The sequence below is a fragment of the Kingella denitrificans ATCC 33394 genome (assembly GCF_000190695.1).
In the GTDB taxonomy this organism is placed as follows: domain Bacteria; phylum Pseudomonadota; class Gammaproteobacteria; order Burkholderiales; family Neisseriaceae; genus Kingella_A; species Kingella_A denitrificans.
Genome location: NZ_GL870929.1, coordinates 1,032,221 through 1,052,537 on the forward strand (window position 1 = coordinate 1,032,221; position 20,317 = coordinate 1,052,537).

Here is a 20,317-nt window from a genome sequence, read left to right on the forward strand (position 1 = left end):
CTCAAACGGTATTTTTGCTATTCGGAACAATGTGCTGAATGTGTTATCCACAGCTTCCGCACAGCGATGCCTCAGCCAATGCGGTATAACTTTGTCGATGTAATCAAAAGTGCAGGCTGCTTTGGAGCATTCCCCAAAAAGCAGCCTGCACTTTGATGATTAACTTAAAGATGCCCGATTTCCCAGCACTGATGGATTTTGCGATTGCGGAAATCCTCCGGCACGGAAAAACGGCTGATGTCTTTGATGCGGTATCGTTCCGCCAGCGCACCGTCCAGCGTGAACGAGCGCAGATTGTTGGAGAAATACAGCGTCCCCTGAGGTGCCAGCAGCCGCATCGCGCCGTCCACCAGCTTGGCCTGGTCGCGCTGAATGTCCAAAATATCCAGCATTTTCTTGCTGTTGGAGAAGCTGGGCGGATCGAGCACAATCAGGTCGAACTGCTTGCCCTGCTGCGAGGCTTCATCCAGATATTGGAACACGTCGGCACGGACAATGCGGTGCGCGGCCAAATCCATGCCGTTCAGCTCGAAATTGCGTTTGGCCCAATCCAGATAAGTATTCGACAAATCAACGGTTTCGCTACTGATGGCGCCGCCCGTGGCCGCATACACCGTGAAGCTGCCCGTGTAGGAAAACAGGTTCAGGAAACGCTTGCCCGCCGCCGTGTCGCCCACTTTTTTGCGCGTATTGCGGTGGTCGAGAAACAGGCCGGTATCGAGATATTTGTCGAGATTGACCCAAAACCGGCGGCCGTGTTCGCAGACGATGAAATCTTCGCCTGCCGTGCCGGTTTTTTCGTATTGCGCCGTGCCTTTTTGGCGGGCGCGCTGTTTCAAATGAATGTTTTGCGCGGGAAATCCGGTAACGAACTGCGCGGCTTCACACACATCGGCCAGCCATTGGCGGTATTCTTCGGGGTGCATCAGCCAGCCGGTATCGTATTCCTGCAAATGGATGTGTTCGCCGTACACATCGACGGCGAAAGGAAATTGGGGAATGTCTTTATCGTAAATGCGCCATGCTTCGAGCTGCTGCCGCTTCGCCCATTTGAGCTGGTGCTTGATGTTTTTGCCGAGCCGGTTGATAAAATCGTTGATTGCGTTCATAAATGGTCGATGCTGTGAGGGTGCAGGCTGCTTTTACCAGTCCCAAGGGCCAAACGGGCGATACCACGGGTAATAATACGGTTCGCGCCAATGGTAATAGCTTTGCATATAGCGCAATTCCTGTTGCGCCAGATGGTTTTGCCATGCCATTTTGTAGCAGGATTGGAACATGGGGTTGTTGATTTTTTCGAGATATTGCAGGCGCTCTTCGCGGCGTGCGGCTTCGTTGGCCGGCGTGCCGAAAAACTGCTGCCGCATGAGTTTGGCGGTATCGGCATCGCATTGCTCGGCCAATCGGATTTGCAGCAGTTGCTCGCGGCGTTTTGCTTCGGCTTCGCGCGCGGCACGCTGTTCGGGCGTGAGGGCGCAGGCGGTCAGACAGAATGCGGCGCAATACGCCAGAAAACGGGCAGGTTTCATAGCCACCTCTTTTCGGCTCGGTTCGTGAATGGGGGTGCAGGCTGCTTTTTCGGCGTTTGAAAAGCAGCCTGCACATGTTCAAACGATATCAGGCAACATCATTGCGCGATGTGATGACCTTGTCAATCAGGCCGTATTCCATTGCTTCCTGCGCCGACATGAAATTGTCGCGATCAGTATCGCGCTCCACTTCTTCAATGCTTTTGCCCGTATGGTCGGCCAAAATCTTGTTCAGCTTTTCTTTCAATTTCAGCAGTTCGCGCGCATGAATTTCAATGTCGGATGCCTGACCGCCCAATCCGCCGCTAATCAAAGGCTGGTGAATCATGATGCGGCTGTTCGGCAGCGCGAAACGTTTGCCTTTGGTGCCGGCCGACAGCAGGAACGCGCCCATGCTCGCCGCCTGTCCCAAACACAGTGTTTGCACATCTGGCTTGATGAATTTCATCGTGTCGTAAATCGACATGCCTGCGGTTACGCTGCCGCCGGGGCTGTTGATATAGAAATAAATATCTTTGTCGGGGTTTTCGCTTTCCAAAAACAGAAGCTGCGCCACCACCAGGTTGGCGGTATGGTCGTCCACCGGGCCCACCAAAAAGATAATGCGCTCTTTGAGCAGGCGCGAATAAATATCGAAAGCTCGCTCGCCGCGGCCGCTCTGTTCGATTACGGTCGGCACCAGATGGTTGTTTTGAATATCCAACATCATATTGTCCATTTGTCAGTTTAAGGTCGATTTGAAAAAAGCACCCAGCCGAATCCGACTGCGGTGCTTTTTGTTACGGTTACGCGCCTGCGCCCATCACTTCGTCAAAACTCAGCTTTTTCTCGGTTACTTTGGCTTTGCCCAACACAAAATCCACCACGTTGGATTCTACCGCCATATTGCTGACACCGGCCAAGCGGGAACTGTCGGCAAAATACCAGTCAATCACTTCTTGCGGGTCTTCGTAGCTGTCGGCAAATTCGGTGATGATGTTTTTGATTTGCTCTTCAGTCGCTTTCAGATTGTGTTTTTCCACGATTTCAGGCAGCAGCAAGCCCAAAGCCACACGTTCTTGCGCGCGCTCGTTGAACATTTCCGCAGGCAGTTGCAAATCATTGGCATCCAAGCCTTGTTTCACCAAGTTCTGCTTCATTTCTTCCGACAAGCGGTGCGCTTCGTCTTTCACGAACGCCTGCGGCAATGGGAAGGTATGCGCCGCACGCAATGCTTTCATCACCGCATCGGTGTTTTGCGCGTTCAAACGGCGTTTCACTTCGCGCGCCACGTTTTTCTGCACTTCGGCGCGCATTTTGGCAACGTCGCCGTCGGCAATACCCAAGGCACGGGCAAACACTTCGTCCACTTCGGGCAATGTGGCTTCGGCAACATTGTGCACGGTAATGGTGAACACGGCGGTTTTGCCGGCCACATCTTTGCCGTGGTAATCTTCAGGGAAGCTCACTTCCACATCTTTGCTCTCGTCTTCTTTCATGCCCAAAATGCCTTTTTCAAATTCGGGCAGCATTTGGCCTTGACCCAAGACGAACGGATAGTTTTTCGCCGAACCGCCGTCAAAAGGCACGCCGTCGATTTTGCCTTCAAAGTCGATAATCACGCGGTCGCCTTCTTTGGCTTCGCGCTCAACGCGTTTGTACATGGTGCGTTGTTTGCGCAGGATTTCGATGGTGCTGTCCACTTCGGCTTCGCCCACTTCAGACACCACTTTTTCAATTTCCAATGCGGAGAAATCCGCCAGTTGGATGTCGGGATAGGTTTCATACACGAATGTGAGCTGCAAATCCGCGCCGGAAGTGTCTTGGTTTTCCACGGGTTCGATACCGGTCACGGCGGCGATGCGCAAATTTTGTTCTTGGGCGATTTTATTGAAAGCAGCCTGCGCCAAATCGTTGATGGCATCGTTCTGGATGCTTGCGCCATACATGGAAGCAACCATTTTCAACGGTGCTTTGCCGGGACGGAAGCCGTCGATGCGCACGCGGCGTTGCGCCTGTTTCAACTGTTTGTCGGTTTCAGCATTGATGTCCAACCAAGGCAAAGACACGGTTACTTTGCGTTCCAAAGATTCTGTTGCGCTCATGGATAGCAGCCTTTCTATAAATCAAATACGTTAGTCAGTAAAAACGTGGAATTTTAGCACAATAATCACGAAAGTGCCGATAAAATTTGCACTGCGCCGTGTGTATATTGCGGCAGCCGAATGCCGTCAAACGCGGCGAAATCGGGTAAAATCCGCCAACACCGAAGTGCAGGCTGCTTTTTTGATTGGCCGAAAGCAGCCTGCACCGCCAACCGACAAGGATTCTCCATGCTCAGCTACCGACACGCCTTTCACGCAGGCAACCATGCCGATGTTTTAAAACATTTTTTATTATATTGCGTACTGGATTATTACAACCAAAAAGACAAACCCTATTGGTATATCGACACCCACAGCGGCGCGGGCATATACGATTTGCAGGGCAGCGAAGCGCAAAAAGTCGGCGAATTTGCCGACGGTATCGGGCGGCTGGTGCAGGCTGCATTGCCCGACACGCTGGCCTCATTCGTGCAGCACCTGCGCGGCTGCCTGCCGAACCCCAACCTATACGGCGGTTCGCCCTGGCTGGCGCAAAGCCTGCTGCGCGAAGCCGACAAACTGCGCCTGTTCGAACTGCACCCCGCCGATTTCCAACACTTGCAGCACAATATGCGCGAAGCCAAGCTCGGCCGGCGCGGCATTTTGAAGCAGGAAGACGGATTTGCCGGACTCATCGCCCTGCTGCCGCCCGTGACACGCCGCGCCGTGGTGCTGATGGACCCGCCGTACGAGCAAAAACAGGACTACGCACAAGTGGCGCACACGCTCAAAGACGCGCTCAAACGCTTCGAGCAAGGCTGCTATATGGTTTGGTATCCCTGCCTGAGCCGCCCCGAAAGCCTGCAACTGCCCGAAAAACTGAAAAAACTCTGCCCCGACAACTACATTCAGGCAGAACTGCACGTCCGCGCCCCCAGCCCGGATGGCTTCGGCATGCATGGCAGCGGCATGTTTCTTATCAATCCGCCCTACACGCTACCCGACATCCTGTGCGACACCCTGCCCGCCCTGCGCGATATTTTGCGGCAGGACGACGGCGCACGCTTTGTGTTGGATTACAAAATCCGTTAAAAAACAAAATATAGTCGATTAAAATAAAAATGAGACAAGGCGGCGAGCCGCAAGGCGTACAGGTAGTACGTCAAGGCGAGCCAACGCCGTATCATTGAATTTTAATCGACTATAAAAAGCAGCCTGCACTTGACGGTTTGAAGTGCAGGCTGCTTTTTCGTTGCAGGGCCTCTATCCGTCTCGCCCATCCCCAGTCTTTTGTTCTCGGCCGAAAAACAAAGACTTCTCTTTTACCAGAACCCACAACACGATGCCAGCAAAAATCACCGTTTGAATCACTTTGCTGTCGGGATGGGTGGAGAAAATTTCATTGCCAAGATTGGCGCAAAGGTGGAACAAAATGGCCACCGAAATACTGCGGCCGCTTTTCATATAAAGCCAGTTCATCAAAAGTACAAAAATTATCAGGCTGAATATGAAGTTGGCCGTGTAAAGCGCGCCTTCGGCGAACACTTGGCTTTGGTAATAGCCCTTCACAAAGGCGAGCGGCAAATGCCAAAACGCCCAAAACACGCTGAATATCAGCGATGAAGCAAATAGGCTGAATCGTGCGGTGAGTGCGTCTGTGCCGTAGCCGTGCCACGCGATTTCTTCGGCAACTGGGGCAATGGCGAGCATAAACCACGGCGACAGCAGGGCCGATGTGAACGACGGCTGCCCGGTGATTCGGAATTGTTCCCAGCCATGCCCGAAGGCAAGCGAAACCAGTTGCGCCACCATAAGCGTAACGGGACCGAGCAGCACGGCAATGGCGATATAGCGTTTGGGAAAGCCGTTTAAGCCGAACAGGCGGCGTTTCGCATCTGCCCAATGTTTGGGATTTTGCCGCAGCAGCCATGCGCCGATGACCGCCGGAGCAAACAACCCTGCCAAACCTAATCCGGCTTGCGCCCATTGGTGCGCAGCGGCATCGGGGCGATGGCTGATATGGGCGGCGGAAAACCAGAGTATCCAAGGAATGAGCATGGATAGGAAATAAAAGAGAAACGGGCGATAAGGCTTCGACATGATGGTTCCTTTTATTTTGCAGGCTGCAAAACAAGAGTTAGACAACACCGACTGGCAGAATAATATAGTAGCTTAAAACCGCCATGCTACTGTGTTGGCTTGCTTGGTATCATTTTTATTTTAAGCCGCTATCTTTTCAGGCATTAGAAAAACGCATGGCGGAGAAATATGCCCCAGATGAAGATTGGCAAAAGTCTCTTATGCGTTTTCAGGCTGCCTGACAACCCGTCTGTCAAACGATAAAAAACAGCCTGTATACCAATAGGCAGAATGCCATGTCCAGCAGCAAACAAACGGCTGCTGCGCGTACGGCGGACATGTTGCAAAACGATAGGGATACAATCAACAGGCTTACCAAATAATATCCGAGCAATTCGACCGAGCCTGCGATGAAGTAACCAAAATCGTGGGCGGGAATTTCGGCAATGAAACCAAACAGGCTGCCCCATTCGCCCAACATCGACAAAAGAACCAGCACATTCAAAACGGACAGTATGGCGATGATTGGGTATCAGCGCATAGATTTTCCTTATCGGAATCGATTTGATTTTTAGCCGGTTTCAGGCAGCCTGAAAGAGTGTGTTCTTACCGCTGCAAATAGCGCCGTGCCATCTCCTCTAATTGCCTGTCGTATGCCTTACAGAATTCGGTTTGGCTGACATCGATCTGCTTGCCGGCCAGTATCATATCAACCGTCTCTGGCGTGATCGCATCATTTATAAATTCATCTTGCAGCGTTCGGTAAATCTCTCTGCTCTCTGCTTGTATTGTCGGATTTTCCCATGTTGCGTTACATTCAGATTGCCTTTTTGCCAACCGGATAAGCAGTGGATGTCTTTCATTTTGATGGCACACACCAACGCGAAAACCCAGTGCACTCATATCCAACAGAAAAGTCCGGCAATCTCGGATGGGCGGTTGCGCGACAGCCAGCGTGGGGAACAGTATTGATAAGACGATAATTTTTCTGAACATGGTTCGCTCCTTGATTGCTATATTGAAGGCTACCTGAACAAGCCAAATCGGTTTTCAGGTAGCCTTTATTCCAGCCCAACGGCCTCACACCACAATATTCACCAGCCGTTTCGGCACGACGACGATTTTCTTCGGCTCTTTGCCTTCCATGAATTTTTGCGCGCCGGCAGTGGCGAGGGCGGCGGCTTTCACTGCGGCTTCGTCCGCGTCGGCGGCGATTTGGATTTTGTCGCGCAGTTTGCCGTTCACCTGCACCCTAATTTCTATCTCGGTTTGCACCAGCGCAGCGTTGTCCACGGCGGGCCAGCTTTGCTGCCACAGGTTGCCGCCGGCCAGTTCGCCCCACAGGGTTTCGCAGATGTGCGGCACGATGGGCGACAGCAGCAGGACAACCGCTTCCAGCACTTCGCGGGCGACGGCTTGGCCGAGTTCGCCGGAAGTGTCGGTTTTGTCGTATTGGTTCAGCAGTTCCATCACAGCGGCGATGGCGGTGTTGAACTGTTGGCGGCGGTCGTAGTCGTCCGTTACTTTGGCGATGGTGCTGTGCAGCTTGAAGCGCAGGTCTTTCAGGCTGCCTGACAGGGTTTCTTGGCTACCTGAAAACTTGCTCACGCCGCTGCCGCCGTTTTGCACGAATTCGTACACGGTGCGCCACAGGCGTCGCAGGAAGCGGTGTGCGCCTTCCACGCCGGCATCCGACCATTCCAGCGACTGCTCGGGCGGGCTGGCGAACATCATGAACAGGCGGGCGGTGTCCGCGCCGTAGGCATCGATGATTTGCTGCGGGTCCACGCCGTTGTTTTTAGATTTGGACATTTTTTCCACGCCGCCGATGACCACGAGCTGCCCGTCCGCTTCCAGCACGGCGGACACGGGGCGGCCTTTGTCGTCGGTCTGCACGCGCACTTCGGCGGGGTTGAACCAGGTTTTTTTGCCGTCCGCGCTTTCGCGGTAATACGTCGCCGCCAGCACCATGCCCTGCGTGAGCAGTTGTTTGAACGGCTCGCGCATGGACACGATGCCTTCGTCGTTCATCAATTTGGTGAAGAAACGGGCGTACAGCAGGTGCAGAATGGCGTGTTCGATACCGCCGATATACTGGTCGGCCTGCCCCCAATACGCGGCGGCTTCGGGCGCGACCATGTGCGCGTCGTCGCGCGGCGACATATAGCGGAACTGGTACCAGCTTGATTCGACAAACGTGTCCATAGTGTCGGTTTCGCGCTTGGCCGCGCCGCCGCATTTCGGACATTTTGTCTCGTAAAATTCGGGCATTTTGGCCAGCGGCGAACCTGCGCCGTCGGGCACGACGTTTTCAGGCAGCACCACGGGCAAATCTTGTTCGGGCACGGGCACGTCGCCGCAGGTATCGCAATGGATAATCGGCACGGGGCAGCCCCAATAGCGTTGGCGCGAAATGCCCCAGTCGCGCAGGCGGTATTGCGTTTTCGGCTCGCCCGCAGAAGCAGCCTGCAACTTGGCGGCAATGGCATCGAAGGCAGTCTGAAAACTCAAACCGTTGAATTCGTTGCTATTTACCAGAACGCCGTTTTCTTTGTCGGCATACCAGTCCTGCCATTGCGCCGCGTCAAACGGCTGGCCGTCCACGCTAATCACTTGTTTTATCGGCAGATGATATTGTTTGGCAAAGGCAAAATCGCGCTCGTCGTGCGCGGGCACGGCCATCACCGCGCCGTCGCCGTAGCCCCACAGCACATAGTTCGCCACCCACACTTCCAGCCGCTCGCCGTTGAGCGGGTTGATGACGAAGCGGCCGGTGGGCATGCCTTTTTTCTCCATAGTCGCCATATCGGCTTCCGCCACGCTGCCCGCCTTGCATTCGGCGATGAACTTTTGCAATCCAGGCTCCCTTTCGGCTGCGGCTGCGGCCAGCGGATGCTCGGCGGCCACGGCCACATACGTCGCGCCCATCAGTGTGTCGGGGCGGGTGGTGTACACCTGCACAAACTCGCAGTGGTTTTCAGGCAGCCCTTCGCGGCTGTCGGCGGCTACCTGAAAACGCACGGTCATGCCGCGCGATTTGCCAATCCAGTTGCGCTGCATGGTTTTCACCTGCTCCGGCCAGTCCAAACCGTCCAAATCCGCCAGCAGCTGCTCGGCGTAATCGGTGATTTTGAAGTAGTACATCGGGATTTCGCGCTTTTCCACCAGTGCACCGGAACGCCAGCCGCGCCCGTCAATCACCTGTTCGTTGGCCAGCACGGTTTGGTCAATCGGGTCCCAGTTCACCGTGCCCAACTTCTTGTACACAATGCCTTTTTCAAACAGCTTGGTAAACAGGAGCTGCTCCCAGCGGTAGTATTCCGGGCGGCAGGTGGCGATTTCACGCTCCCAATCCAGCGCAAAGCCCAAGCTCTGCAACTGCTTGCGCATATAGGCAATGTTTTCATACGTCCATTTGGACGGTGCGACTTGGTGGTTAATCGCCGCGTTTTCGGCGGGCATGCCGAACGCGTCCCAACCCATCGGCTGCAACACGTTGAACCCCTGCATTTTTTTGAAGCGGCTGCGCACGTCGCCGATGGTGTAGTTGCGCACATGCCCCATGTGCAGCTTGCCGCTGGGATAGGGGAACATGGAGAGGCAGTAGAATTTGGGTTTGGAAGCGTCTTCAGACACATTGAACGCGCGTTCGGCCGCCCATTTCCGCTGCGCGGCGGGCTCGATGGCGGAGGGTTGGTAGAGTTCTTGCATGATGGATTTCTAATCGACAATAAAAAACGGTGCATTATAGCAGTTTATGCCGCAAAAAAGTGCAGGCTGCTTTGCTTGTTCAACAAAAGCAGCCTGCACTTTTTACAACAGATTCAGATTAGCGTGGAGAGCAATCTTTGTACACCATGTCGTTGTTAGGTGATGTAATCATCACAGGGGCACTGCGCACGTTGCGCAATTCAAACGCTTGGCCGGACAGAGTGTAGCCGCGCGCGTCTTTGAAAGAGATGTCCACGTTGTCGGAACGGCCTTGGTCATATTTCATAACGCGGGTCGCGCCGTTTACTCGGGCAGTGGCGGTTACAGGGATGCCTGCGCCGTTAAAGCCGTAGCGTACATTCAAACGACCTTCTTGGCATTGGTAGTTTACAGAAACGGATTTGGTTACGCGGTTTGCATTAACAGGTGCTGCCTGTACAGAAGCGGCGAAACCCAAAGACAAAGCAACGGTTGCCAATACAGATACGGTTTTTTTCATTTCAAGCTCCTCAAGAGAGTCGTTAAATAAGGCAATTCAAACTTCAAAAATCAACCGGAGTCGATGGGGCGGATTGTATTCACGACACAATCGCCGTGTCCAGCTTGGCGGCGGGGCTTTTACGAAGTTTTACGCTTTTCTTACCGCCGTAAATCAACCCATACGCAACCATACCGAACCGCGCCTTTTTGCCGGCGCGAAACCATCGTTGTGCAGGCTGCAATCTTGCCGCAGGCTGCGCTATACCGTATCATATCCCGCTTTCTCCACAACGGTCGCGAACGCCATGAAATCTTCCTTATTACTCACCGGGCTTGCCCAAAGACTGCTCCTTGCCGCCGTGTTGCTGGCCGTGATTTGGGGCGTATATGCGTGGGCGGTGGCCGCATGAGCATCATCCTGGACAACCTGACCGTGAGCTATCACGCCCGTCCTGCGGTGCACCACGTGCACATGACGTTTGAAAAAGGCTGCATGTATGCGATATTCGGCCCGAACGGCGCGGGGAAATCCACGCTGCTCAAAGCCATGATGGGGCTTTTGCCGTGCAACACGGGCTCGGTGCAGTGGCAGGGGCTGCAACGCCGCGACATCGCCTATCTGCCGCAGCAGTCCGACATCGACCGCAGCCAGCCCATGAACGTGTTTGAATTGGCGGCGATGGGCTTGTGGTATGAAATCGGCTGTTTCGGGCGCGTATCGGCGGCGCAGAAACAAAGGGTGCAGGCTGCTTTGGAACGTGTGGAAATGTGGGATTTGGCCGACCGCGGCATCGGCGCGCTGTCCAACGGGCAGTTTCAGCGCGTGCTGCTGGCGCGGATGCTGGTGCAGGACGCGCAATTCCTGCTGCTGGACGAGCCGTTTAACGCGGTCGATGCCAAAACAACTTATGCTCTGTTGGATGTGCTGCGCCAAGAAAACCGCAGCGGCCGCGCCGTGATTGCCGTGCTGCACGATTACGAGCAAGTCCGTGCCTATTTTCCGCACACCCTGCTCATCGCCCGCGAAAAAGTGGCCTGCGGCAAAACGGAAGACGTGTTGTGCGAAGAAATGCTGGCGAAAGCCAACGCGCTGGCACGCAAAGCGGAAGAAGACGCTTGGTGCGAGGCATAACCAACGCGCCGCGCCAAAATATAGTCGATTAAAATTGCAATGATACGGCGTTGGCTCGTCTTGACGTACTACCTCCTGTACGCCTTGCGGCTCGCCGCCTTGTCTCATTTTTATTTTAATCGACTATAAAACAAAAAAGCAGCCTGCACTCTGTTTTTCACAGTGCAGGCTGCTTTTTATCCGTCAGGCAAATTCGACATCATCGTCATCGTCTTCATCTTTGCCGTTATCCCGCTTGTATTCCTCATAGACCCCATACAGCAGTATGATTGCAACAATATAGGCCATGATGGCATAGGTATAGCTCGACGATTCATTCATCTCCGCGCCGCCTTTGCAAAGCACTTGCTGCGTATCGCTTTTCAAATAAAGGCATTGGATTTTGTTGGACAAATTCAGCAAATCCCGCTCGCCCGTGCTGATGGGGACGCCGGACACGTTTACCGTTCGGCCGTCGGCCGTGGTGTAGGTCAAATCGGCGCGGTAAACGATCCCGGCACTGCGGCGGCGGCCGCGGAAATAGGTGTCTTCGGTAAATGCTTTCGATGTGGCGGAAAATACGGCCGCTTCCGAATCTGCAGCAAAGCGTTCGTTTATCTTGGCAGCGCGATTCACTTCAATCACTTTGTTGGTGCCGAAGACAAACAGGGCAAACGCGCCGATTATCAGGGCGATATATTTCAAAGTTTTCATAAAGTTCCTTTGGTTAAAAATGATGGAAAAAGCAGCCTGCACGCCAAATTTAAAGTGCAGCCTGCTTTTTTGCCGATGATTTACATGATGCGGACACCGTCGTCCCTGCGTCTGCGATAATCCGTATCGTCATCGTCGTCTTCATCTTCGTCATAATCTTCATACTGATTCTCGCGGCGCGCCTTCAACACCGTCATGACGATAAAGCCGTATGCCGCCAGTGCGGTCAGGAACGATTGCCAAAGGCTGGCCTCCGCCCCATCTTGGCAGCGGACGCGTTTGGGGTCGTTCGGCAGGTAAAGGCACTCGATATCCTCGCCCGCTTTCAGTTTGTCCAATTCATTGGTGCTGACGCTGATGTTGTTCACCGTTACCAGCGTGCCTTCCGCCGTGGTGTAGTTCAAAGACACGGTGTAATACACTCCGCCGCCCCTGCGGTTCCTGTGTTCGGTGTATTCGTTGGTGGCGGGCGTGAACATGGCCCTTTGCCCTTTTTCGCGGAATTGGCTGTTTTCCTTCATCGAGTTGAAGCCCATATACAGGAACACTGTGCCCAGCAAAAAAGCGAGCACGCAATATAAGATCGACTTTGAATTCATAAATAATACCTGATTGATTTTTTGAGAAGTTTGAAAGCGCGCGATTATAACAGATTTTGGCACGGCAACTAATGCAGGCTGCTTTATTCAATCAGCGCGTCCACACCGGCAGCGCAGGCTAACGCGCGCAGGGTGTCCTTGTCCATGTGGCGGTGCGCCAAACGGCTGATGTCGGCCAGCACGGGCAGGTGGCTTAATTTTTTGGCCGCCACCAGCGCATCGATGTCCAAGCGCAAATGCTCGCTGTGCCACGAAAGCGTGCCCGCGTCGCCCAAAATAATGTGCTGGTTGCCTTGCAGCACGACTTGTTCGGCGGCCACCAACCAGTCGCGCACGCTGTGGTGGGCGGCTTTGCAGACCACGGTGGGAATGTTCAGGCTGCCGATTTCTTGCAGCAGGCGGCGGTTGGCCAGCACTTCACCACCCAGATAGAGCATGTCGGCTTTGTGGTCAAGGGCGGCGGCAATGTGGGCGCTGTCGCGGATACGCACCATCAGCAGGGCGGACTGCTGCCGGCAGGTTTGGTGGTAACGGTGCAGCGTGTCTTCGGGGTGCAGGCTGCTTTTGGGGGCATACGGGTTGGCGGGAACGTGAAACGGGTCGAGCAGCACGGCCTGACTTTGCGGCGACACGGCGGCATCGGCTTCATTCGGGGCGATGAATTGGATGTGGCGCACGCCGCTCTGCCCGCCGAAACGGATGCCGCGCACGGTGATTTGCGTGTCTTCCGCCCAGGCCTCGCGGCTGATGATGCGCCATTCCTGCACAATGCGGATGGCGCGCTCCACGCCGGGCAAGGCTTCGATTTGCACCACGTCGAACACGCGCTCGTCGCCCACCGCGCCGATAATCGTGCATTCCGTGCCGCGCGAAACGTGTTCGCTCAAACCCTGCTGCCGTATGGTCGCCACCACGCGGCGGACATCTTCCTCGCCGGCGTGCGGCTGCATGACGATAATCATAAAAACTCCCTATTTTGGATTGATTTGCCCGGTGCAGGCTGCTTTCGGGCAATGAAAAAGCAGCCTGCACCCTCCCTTCCATTCACAACGCGCAAACAAATAGGCAAAGTCTTCCAACCTTGCCTATTGCGCCGTTTGCCGCTTAAAACGAAATATATTGCGCCGGATTTTGCGGCGTGCCGCTCGAACGGATTTCAAAATACAGCGGCTGGCTGCCCGTTACCGCCAATGTCTGGCCGCGCTGCACGTTCTGGCCTTTGCCCACCAGCACGTTCTGCACTTGGCCGTATGCCGTCAGATATTTCGGCGAGTGCTGCACAATCACCACCGTGCCGTGGTTGCGCAGCGGCCCGATGTGGATGACTTGGCCCGTTGCGGCCGCCAGCACGTTCTGACCGGCGCCGTTGCCGATTTTAATGCCGCGCGTTTTGCCTTCCTGATAAGGCTCGGTAATCCGCGCATTCAGCATCGGCGTTTGCCAAGCAATGCCGTCCCGCGTATTGGCACGCGCAGACGATACCGGTGCAGGTATCGCGCTAACTGCGGGCGTTTCAACAGTCCGCGTTACTGTAATTACAGGTGCAGGCTGGCTGACGGCCACAGGTGGTGCGGTGACAGGCGTGCTTTGCGTGCCCCCACGGACATTCAGCACCTGACCCAAATGGATATTGTTGCCGCTCAGGTTATTCAACTGGCGCAACTGGTTTTCACTCATGCCATAGCGTTTGGAAATGTTGTACACCGTGTCGCCCGCCACAACTCGGTGGGTGCTCGTGCCGTTGATGACGGGTGCACTGCCGCTGCCGCTATGGCCGAACGGCTTTACGCGCAAGGTCTGCCCTTTCACGATATTGTTATCGCTCAGGTTGTTCCATTGGCGCAGCTGGTCTTCAGTAATGCCGTAGCGTTTGGAAATGTTGTACACCGTGTCGCCCTGCACAACGCGGTGCTGCACGGCGTTTCTGTCCACCGGCGCGTAGTTCGGGACGTAAGTGCCCGTGCCTGCGGCGGGTGCAGACACCACTGGGGCGCTAGGAGCGGTGTAAGGCGGCGCAGTTGTTACCGGTACGCTGCCCGAATCCGCAGGCGCGCCCGGCACGGCAGGCACGCCGCCGTTGGTGTTGATGCCGTAAGGGTTGCCGCCGTCGGTGCTGACGGAGCCGCTGTTGCCGCTGTAAACCGGCGCACTGCCACTATAAACGGGGACGCTGCCGTTGCTGCTGCCGTTCACCACGGGGGCGGGGCTTTGCTGTGCGGCGGAACATGCCGACAGGAGCGCGGCAACCGCCAAACTGGAAACCAGCGGACGTGCAAAACGGATACGATTCATCATCAAACTATCTTTCTGAAATATGGATGTCAACAAAGGTGCAGGCTGCTTTTGACGCGCTGCGGCCTGATTACCGCAAGGATTTTACCGTGTTATCCGTGCGGCGACAATGCTTTAAGGGCATTCGTGCAGCGTCCACGAGCGGCTGCTTTCGCGCAAAGCGTCAATCTGTGCGTGCGCGGTCAAATCCACTTGCAGCGGCGTAACGCTGACAAAGCCCGATTCGCATGCCGCGAAATCCGTGCCTTCTTCGCTGTCGTACACGCCGCCGGCCGGCCCGATCCAGTAAATCGGTTCGCCGCGCGGGTCGCTGGCCGCCAGCATATTTTGCTCGTGGTGCCGCCTGCCCAGCCGCGTAATCCGTATGCCGCGCAAATCTTTCGCCGCCACGGTGGGAATATTCACATTCCACAACACGGGCGTTTCCGGCTTGGGCTGCCGCAACACATGGGTCAGCACGCTCCACACGGCCTTCTCCACCGTGGGCGTGAACGTGCTCATGGGGCGGCCGGCCAGCGAAAAGGCAATGGCGGGAATGCCCATCATATAAGCCTCCGTGGCGGCGGCCACCGTACCGGAATACAGCGTGTCGTCGCCCATATTCGCGCCGTGGTTCACACCGGAAAACACCCAGTCGGGCTTGAAATCGGGCAGGACGTGCAGCCCTGTGTGGATGCAGTCGGTCGGCGTGCCGTTCACAAAATAAAAGCCGTTTTCCGCCTGCCGCACGCGCAAAGGCTTGTCCAAGGTGAGCGAATTACTCGCGCCGCTGCGGTTGCGTTCGGGGGCGACCACGCGCACGTTGGCAAACTCGCCGGCCAGCCGCGCCAGCAATGCAATGCCGCGTGCCAGATAGCCGTCGTCATTGGAAATCAGGATATTCATGTGCAGGCTGCTTTCTTCGTGTGTGTTAAAGCACGGTATTATAACGGATTGAACGGCGCTTGGACGGCTTCGGCATCGTGCAGGCTGCTTTTTTTGCCGTGCAGGCGGTGTGTTGCGGCAGTTGGCATGGCGTTGCGCCGCCATACCCGCGCTTAGAACAACCGCCCGTGGCAAAGGCTGCCGCCCTTTTGTCGGCTTTGCCACGCCAACGGACGGATTCTCCGCATCCCAAAAGCAGCCTGCACTTCGGTTTTCAAGGTGCAGGCTGCTTTTTCGGATGTGCGGCAGCGTTTGCCACGGGCAGAACCACCCGCGTGGGTACGGCGGCGCAACGCCGTGAAAACCGTTAAAATAACCCTTGTTTTTGACGGTCGGCACGCGCCGCCGCCCAACTGCAAAGGAGACCCACATGCCCCCCGTTTATGCTTGGCAACACCTGCCCTCCCCGGCCGAACTGGCTGACCGTCCGCACGCGGCGGAGCAGGAGCAGCACTGGCTGTTTTGTTTGGACGACGATATTCCGCCGCCGCACCGCATCGCCCTGCCTGCCGAACCGTCCGACAACGGCCTGACGGCGGCATTGCAGGCTGCTTTGGCGTGTACCGGCACGGCCGCGCTGCACCACTTCCCTTATGCGTGGGGCAAGGTGCATTTTTGGTTCGTGCCGCGTGCTTATGCCGCCCAATGCCAAGTACATTTCGCCGAGCCGATTCAATGGCAGGACTCACCCGTGTACCCTGCCGAACCGCCGGCATTGAAAGCATGGCAGGCTGCACCTGAGCCGCTGCCGGAAGATGGAACGCCGCATGTGTTGGTGATTGGCGCGGGCATTGCGGGCGCGGCCACGGCATACGAATGCGCACTGCGCGGTGCCACGGTGAGCGTGATTGAACGGCAAAAGCAGCCTGCACAAGAAGCCAGCGGCAACCGGCAGGGTTTGCTGTATGCCAAAATTTCGCCGCACAACACGCCGCAAACCGAGCTGCTGCTTTCGGGCTACGGCTATACGCGCCACCTGCTCGCCCGCCTCCTGCCCGAACAGGCGCATTGGCAGCCCTGCGGCGTGCTGCACCTGAACCACAACGAATCGGAACGGCAGCGCAACCGCCTACTGGCACAACAAACGCAGCACGCGCATTTGTACCGCGCCGTCTGCGCCGAAGAAGCCGCGCAGTTGGCCGGCATTCCCGTGGAACAGGATGGGCTGTTCTGGCCGATGGGCGCATGGCTCAATCCGCCCGCGCTGGTTAAACGGCTGCTGGACCACCCGAACATCCGCCTGTTTGCCGAACACAATGTTGAAGAAGCCGCCTACGACCGCGAAAGCCGCCAATGGCGTGTCCGCACGCCGCACGGCACGCTTTCGGGCAGCCACATCGTGTTCTGCACCGGTGCAGGCAGCCTGCACGCCCCCATAACGCGGCAATTCCCCCTGCAAATCATTCGCGGGCAAACCAGCATCGCACCTGCCACCGAATACAGCCGCGCCCTCAAAACCGCCCTGTCCGCCGCCAGCTACATTTCGCCCGCATGGCAGGGCCGCCATTGTTTCGGCGCCACCTTCTCCCCGAACAACCCCGACACCGCATGGCAGGCGGAAGACGAGCGGCACAACCGCCAAGCCATGTCGCAACTGAACGAACCGCTGCACCGCAGCCTGTCTGCCGCATGGGGCGACGAAAGCAGCCTGCACCCTGCCGAACGCGGACACGCCGCCCTGCGCTGCGATGCCCACGACCACCTGCCCGCCGTCGGCGCATTGGGCGATGCCGCCGCCATGAAACAGGTGTATGCCAAATTCGCCCACGACAAAAATTATCCGATTCAAACACCCTGCCCTTACCTGCCCAATGCCTATCTGAACACCGCCCACGGCTCGCGCGGGCTGGCCACCGCCCCCCTGTGCGCCGCCGACATTGCCGCCCAAATCTGCCGCACCCCACGCCTGCTTTCCGCCCGCCTGCAACAAGCGCTCAACCCCAACAGGTTGATTATCAAAGAAATCATTCACGGCAAAATCGGTGCGAAGGTGCGCTGAAACGCAAAAAAGCAGCCTGCACGTTCGGAAGTTGAAGTTAGATTGGAAAAAGAAATTGGTGATACACAAGTAAGGAACGCTGGCGTGGGCGGCAAAGTAGAAACCATCTACAAACCGAATCAAAATGCCAAAGTGATCGGAACGGTTAGAATTTGAAAAGGAAAGATAATGTGCGAATTTGAAAAGAATAAACGAGCTATTTATCTGACAGAAAGACATTTTCTTCATCGGAAAAAATTTCTTGAAGAAGACTTGCAGGAAGATGTTTTTTCAATCAAAACACCCCAATGGATTTTAGATGACCCCGATTATGGGCAGAAACGTTATCAGCGTGGATTAAGCTGGAATCAAATATCAACCGCTATGCGCTACTGCCAGCTTCTCTATTCTGCAGGCTGCCCCATGCCCGAAGTCGTTTCCGCCACCCATGACATGCTCGAACGCTTCCACAAGCATTTCGACATTAATTTCCCCGAAGACAAGCTGCAACTTTGGGAAGCCGATGCCTACGCCTACACACTCTGGCTGCTGGGATTGGCCGTATTGTCCAACCATAAAGAAAGCCTCAACCGCATCCCCGGCTGGCTTTCGCCCGATTTGGACGAAAACGAAGAGCGTATTTTTGGTGGTGCGCCGCTAGTGGATGCGCCGATGAAGATTTTGCTGGATTTGGTTGGATATCGGGGCAGAATTCAGGTCAGTCCCGAACCGTTTTTTCCGAAAAGCGTCTATATGCTGATACCCGACATCATCCATCCGTCCAAAAACCCCGACAATCCGTTTGAACCTTCGGGTATTCCTCGCGGCAGGCTGCTGAGGGACTATCTGAAAGGCTGGTACAAAACCAATAAGGATACTTATTGGTATGACTACCATAAAGTCAGGGATGGAGAATTGTTCTTCGGCTACTGGGCATTTGAAACCGCCATTTTTACCCTGCTGCTTCATGCAGATATGGAAGGTCAACCCTTAAAGGCAATGGGCTTTTATCCGAAAGACTATATCGAATATGCCCGCGAACACAGGTTTGCAATATTGGGCGGCATGTAGGATGGCAATGGGAAAAGCCGTCTGAAAAACACTTTCAGACGGCTTTATGAAGTGCAGGCTGCTTTTTTGTCGGCCTTAAAAAAACGGGCTGGCTTTCACCAAACATCCGATATGTGCTTTGGCGCTGGCGGCCAGGCTTGGCAGGTGGTAGCCGCCTTCCAGCACGGACACAATCCGCCCTTTGGCATAGCGGTTCGCCAGCAGCATGATTTTTTTGGTGAGCCATTCGAAATCGTCTTCGGTCAGGCGAAGATGCGCCAGTTCGTCGTCCTTGTGCGCATCGAATCCGGCGGAAAGCAGGATGAACTGCGGCCGAAACGCTTCCAAGGCGGGCAACCAGCGGTTGCGGACGGCATCGCGGAAGGCTTGGCTGCCGTCGCCGGCTTTGAGCGGCGTATTGACGATGTGCGGATTGCGCCCTGCGGCGGCAGGCAGTTCGCCCTCGGCAAAGGGATACAGCGGATATTCGAAACTCGACAACAGCATAACGCGCGGGTCGTCGGCAAAAATATCCTGCGTACCGTCGCCGTGGTGCACGTCGAAATCCAGAATCGCCACGCGCTCCAAGCGGTATTCGGCAATCAGGTGCATGGCGGCCACGGCCACATTATTGATAAAGCAAAACCCCGACGCTTTGTCGGCATGGGCGTGGTGGCCGGGCGGGCGGACGGCGCAAAAAGCGTTTTTGGCTTGTTTGCGCATCACCATGTCCACGGCTTTCACGGCGGCGCCGGCGGCTTTGCGGGCAGCCTGCAAGGTGTGGCGGCTTAAAAAGGTGTCGTCGTTGATTTGCACTTGCCCTTGCGCGGGCAACCGGCTTTCCAAATCGTTCAGGTAACGCCGCGTGTGCACGCGCGCCAACTGCACCTCGGTCACATCGGGCGCTTCGATTTTTTGCAGCAGTAGCCACAATCCCGAACGGCGCAGCGCTTGTTCGATGGCTTCGGTGCGCTCCGGGCTTTCGGGGTGCAGGCTGCCGGCAAAATGGGTTTGGCAGTCGGGCGAATACAGCCACGCGGTGCGCCCTTTAATGTCCAGCAGCCGCAAAATTTTGCCGCGCCAATAGCGGTATTGCTGGAGGAGCTGCGCCAGAATGATGGGGGGTTTGCGATACATGGGTCGGGTTTCGGGAAAAGCAGCCTGCACATGGGCATATTGCGCCGCTTCATGGAAAATCAATCGGTTAGGTCATTGCTGCAATAGGCAAAAGCAGCCTGCAAACATAAACTTCGAATCATTAGGAAACACAATACTGAAAATATGCTGCCTTACAAACCTGCCTCATGAACTATCGCAGTTATTTCAGCCACCGCCTGCCCCCACAAACGGGGATTCTGCCGCATCCATGCACGGGTTCGCACATGCAGCGGCACAACCCGCTGCCGATCGCCAGATTGTTTCATAACAAATTCAAATATTTGATGGAAATACATATCGCGATAGGCACACAATCTAGCCACATTGCCAGCATAACAGCGATTCATATAGGCAGGCCAGGTTTGCATGAGCTGGCGCCGAGTCCTTTGATTAAACGCATTTTCTGCCTGTTTACTCGTATTCAGCCGCCGCTCTTGTTCTGGCGACATCACGGCCAGATTCGCCAGCACGATCTTGCTCAGCTCATTTTCAATATATTCGCTCGTTAGCTGAATCTGCTGATAGATTTCATCCTGGTCGAAATCCTGCTGATTTTCGGCATAGGCAGGGGCAAGCAACAAACCCAATAGTGCGGTTATCACTATTTTCTTCATGTTTATCCTTCCCAG

At 55.5% G+C, this 20,317-nt stretch carries 21 protein-coding genes; 5 read left to right on the forward strand and 16 right to left on the reverse strand.

Annotation, left to right across the window (positions count from 1 at the left end; translation table 11 throughout):
* Positions 1-164: 164 nt before the first annotated feature.
* The 4 genes from HMPREF9098_RS05110 to tig form a co-directional block, all read right to left on the reverse strand.
* Positions 165-1,109, reverse strand: coding sequence for a class I SAM-dependent methyltransferase (locus HMPREF9098_RS05110; RefSeq protein WP_003782623.1), 945 nt, complete (start codon positions 1,107-1,109; stop codon positions 165-167).
* Between the two features lie 33 nt (positions 1,110-1,142).
* Positions 1,143-1,529: a hypothetical protein gene (locus tag HMPREF9098_RS05115; protein ID WP_003782624.1), complete on the reverse strand. Its 387-nt coding sequence runs from the start codon at positions 1,527-1,529 to the stop codon at positions 1,143-1,145.
* 88 nt (positions 1,530-1,617) lie between these two features.
* On the reverse strand, positions 1,618-2,238 hold the full coding sequence (gene clpP, locus HMPREF9098_RS05120) for an ATP-dependent Clp endopeptidase proteolytic subunit ClpP (protein ID WP_040564284.1): 621 nt from the start codon (positions 2,236-2,238) through the stop codon (positions 1,618-1,620).
* Positions 2,239-2,314: 76 nt separating this feature from the next.
* Positions 2,315-3,613: a trigger factor gene (gene tig / locus HMPREF9098_RS05125; RefSeq protein ID WP_003782630.1), complete on the reverse strand. Its 1,299-nt coding sequence runs from the start codon at positions 3,611-3,613 to the stop codon at positions 2,315-2,317.
* 228 nt (positions 3,614-3,841) lie between these two features.
* Between tig and HMPREF9098_RS05130 the strand changes: the two genes are divergently transcribed.
* The gene (locus HMPREF9098_RS05130; protein ID WP_040564285.1) at positions 3,842-4,684 is read left to right on the forward strand and encodes a 23S rRNA (adenine(2030)-N(6))-methyltransferase RlmJ; all 843 of its coding nucleotides are present in this window, start codon (positions 3,842-3,844) and stop codon (positions 4,682-4,684) included.
* Between the two features lie 171 nt (positions 4,685-4,855).
* On the opposite strand, the gene HMPREF9098_RS05135 is transcribed toward HMPREF9098_RS05130, so the two are convergent.
* The 5 genes from HMPREF9098_RS05135 to HMPREF9098_RS05155 form a co-directional block, all read right to left on the reverse strand.
* The gene (locus HMPREF9098_RS05135) at positions 4,856-5,692 is read right to left on the reverse strand and encodes a CPBP family intramembrane glutamic endopeptidase (RefSeq protein WP_003782634.1); all 837 of its coding nucleotides are present in this window, start codon (positions 5,690-5,692) and stop codon (positions 4,856-4,858) included.
* A 232-nt stretch (positions 5,693-5,924) separates the two neighbouring features.
* On the reverse strand, positions 5,925-6,176 hold the full coding sequence (locus HMPREF9098_RS05140; RefSeq protein WP_147285390.1) for a hypothetical protein: 252 nt from the start codon (positions 6,174-6,176) through the stop codon (positions 5,925-5,927).
* A 101-nt stretch (positions 6,177-6,277) separates the two neighbouring features.
* Positions 6,278-6,667 (reverse strand): hypothetical protein, encoded by a 390-nt coding sequence (locus tag HMPREF9098_RS05145; protein WP_003782639.1) that lies wholly within the window; start codon positions 6,665-6,667, stop codon positions 6,278-6,280.
* Between the two features lie 84 nt (positions 6,668-6,751).
* Positions 6,752-9,382, reverse strand: a complete 2,631-nt coding sequence (gene leuS, locus HMPREF9098_RS05150) for a leucine--tRNA ligase (protein WP_003782641.1) — start codon at positions 9,380-9,382, stop codon at positions 6,752-6,754.
* Between the two features lie 118 nt (positions 9,383-9,500).
* The gene (locus HMPREF9098_RS05155) at positions 9,501-9,881 is read right to left on the reverse strand and encodes an ACP-like domain-containing protein (protein ID WP_003782643.1); all 381 of its coding nucleotides are present in this window, start codon (positions 9,879-9,881) and stop codon (positions 9,501-9,503) included.
* 387 nt (positions 9,882-10,268) lie between these two features.
* On the opposite strand from HMPREF9098_RS05155, the gene HMPREF9098_RS05160 reads away from it, so the two are divergent.
* Positions 10,269-10,994: a metal ABC transporter ATP-binding protein gene (locus tag HMPREF9098_RS05160; protein WP_003782645.1), complete on the forward strand. Its 726-nt coding sequence runs from the start codon at positions 10,269-10,271 to the stop codon at positions 10,992-10,994.
* A gap of 183 nt (positions 10,995-11,177) precedes the next feature.
* Here HMPREF9098_RS05160 and HMPREF9098_RS05165 read toward each other — a convergent pair whose 3' ends face one another.
* From HMPREF9098_RS05165 to surE, 5 genes are all read right to left on the reverse strand, one after another.
* Entirely contained in the window at positions 11,178-11,687 is a 510-nt protein-coding gene (locus tag HMPREF9098_RS05165; RefSeq protein WP_040564286.1) for a hypothetical protein, read from the reverse strand.
* Between the two features lie 80 nt (positions 11,688-11,767).
* Complete coding sequence (locus HMPREF9098_RS05170) at positions 11,768-12,286, reverse strand: DUF3592 domain-containing protein (RefSeq protein ID WP_003782647.1); 519 nt, start codon at positions 12,284-12,286, stop codon at positions 11,768-11,770.
* A gap of 83 nt (positions 12,287-12,369) precedes the next feature.
* A complete protein-coding gene (locus tag HMPREF9098_RS05175; protein WP_003782649.1) occupies positions 12,370-13,248 on the reverse strand; it encodes a 3-deoxy-D-arabino-heptulosonate 7-phosphate synthase in 879 nt (292 codons plus the stop codon).
* A 142-nt stretch (positions 13,249-13,390) separates the two neighbouring features.
* A complete protein-coding gene (locus HMPREF9098_RS05180) occupies positions 13,391-14,581 on the reverse strand; it encodes a M23 family metallopeptidase (protein ID WP_003782651.1) in 1,191 nt (396 codons plus the stop codon).
* A 111-nt stretch (positions 14,582-14,692) separates the two neighbouring features.
* Entirely contained in the window at positions 14,693-15,463 is a 771-nt protein-coding gene (surE, locus tag HMPREF9098_RS05185; RefSeq protein ID WP_040564287.1) for a 5'/3'-nucleotidase SurE, read from the reverse strand.
* A gap of 77 nt (positions 15,464-15,540) precedes the next feature.
* Here surE and HMPREF9098_RS05190 point away from each other — a divergent pair, with 77 nt between their 5' ends.
* From HMPREF9098_RS05190 to HMPREF9098_RS05200, 3 genes are all read left to right on the forward strand, one after another.
* Positions 15,541-15,813: a hypothetical protein gene (locus HMPREF9098_RS05190; protein ID WP_147285389.1), complete on the forward strand. Its 273-nt coding sequence runs from the start codon at positions 15,541-15,543 to the stop codon at positions 15,811-15,813.
* A gap of 59 nt (positions 15,814-15,872) precedes the next feature.
* Positions 15,873-17,501, forward strand: coding sequence for an FAD-dependent 5-carboxymethylaminomethyl-2-thiouridine(34) oxidoreductase MnmC1 (gene mnmC1, locus HMPREF9098_RS05195; RefSeq protein ID WP_003782657.1), 1,629 nt, complete (start codon positions 15,873-15,875; stop codon positions 17,499-17,501).
* Positions 17,502-17,669: 168 nt separating this feature from the next.
* Positions 17,670-18,551 (forward strand): PoNe immunity protein domain-containing protein, encoded by an 882-nt coding sequence (locus HMPREF9098_RS05200; RefSeq protein WP_003782659.1) that lies wholly within the window; start codon positions 17,670-17,672, stop codon positions 18,549-18,551.
* A gap of 75 nt (positions 18,552-18,626) precedes the next feature.
* Here HMPREF9098_RS05200 and HMPREF9098_RS05205 read toward each other — a convergent pair whose 3' ends face one another.
* Together HMPREF9098_RS05205 and HMPREF9098_RS05210 are read right to left on the reverse strand one after the other, a co-directional pair.
* A complete protein-coding gene (locus HMPREF9098_RS05205) occupies positions 18,627-19,730 on the reverse strand; it encodes a histone deacetylase family protein (RefSeq protein ID WP_003782660.1) in 1,104 nt (367 codons plus the stop codon).
* An 89-nt stretch (positions 19,731-19,819) separates the two neighbouring features.
* Positions 19,820-20,302 (reverse strand): hypothetical protein, encoded by a 483-nt coding sequence (locus tag HMPREF9098_RS05210; protein WP_003782661.1) that lies wholly within the window; start codon positions 20,300-20,302, stop codon positions 19,820-19,822.
* Positions 20,303-20,317 lie beyond the last annotated feature (15 nt).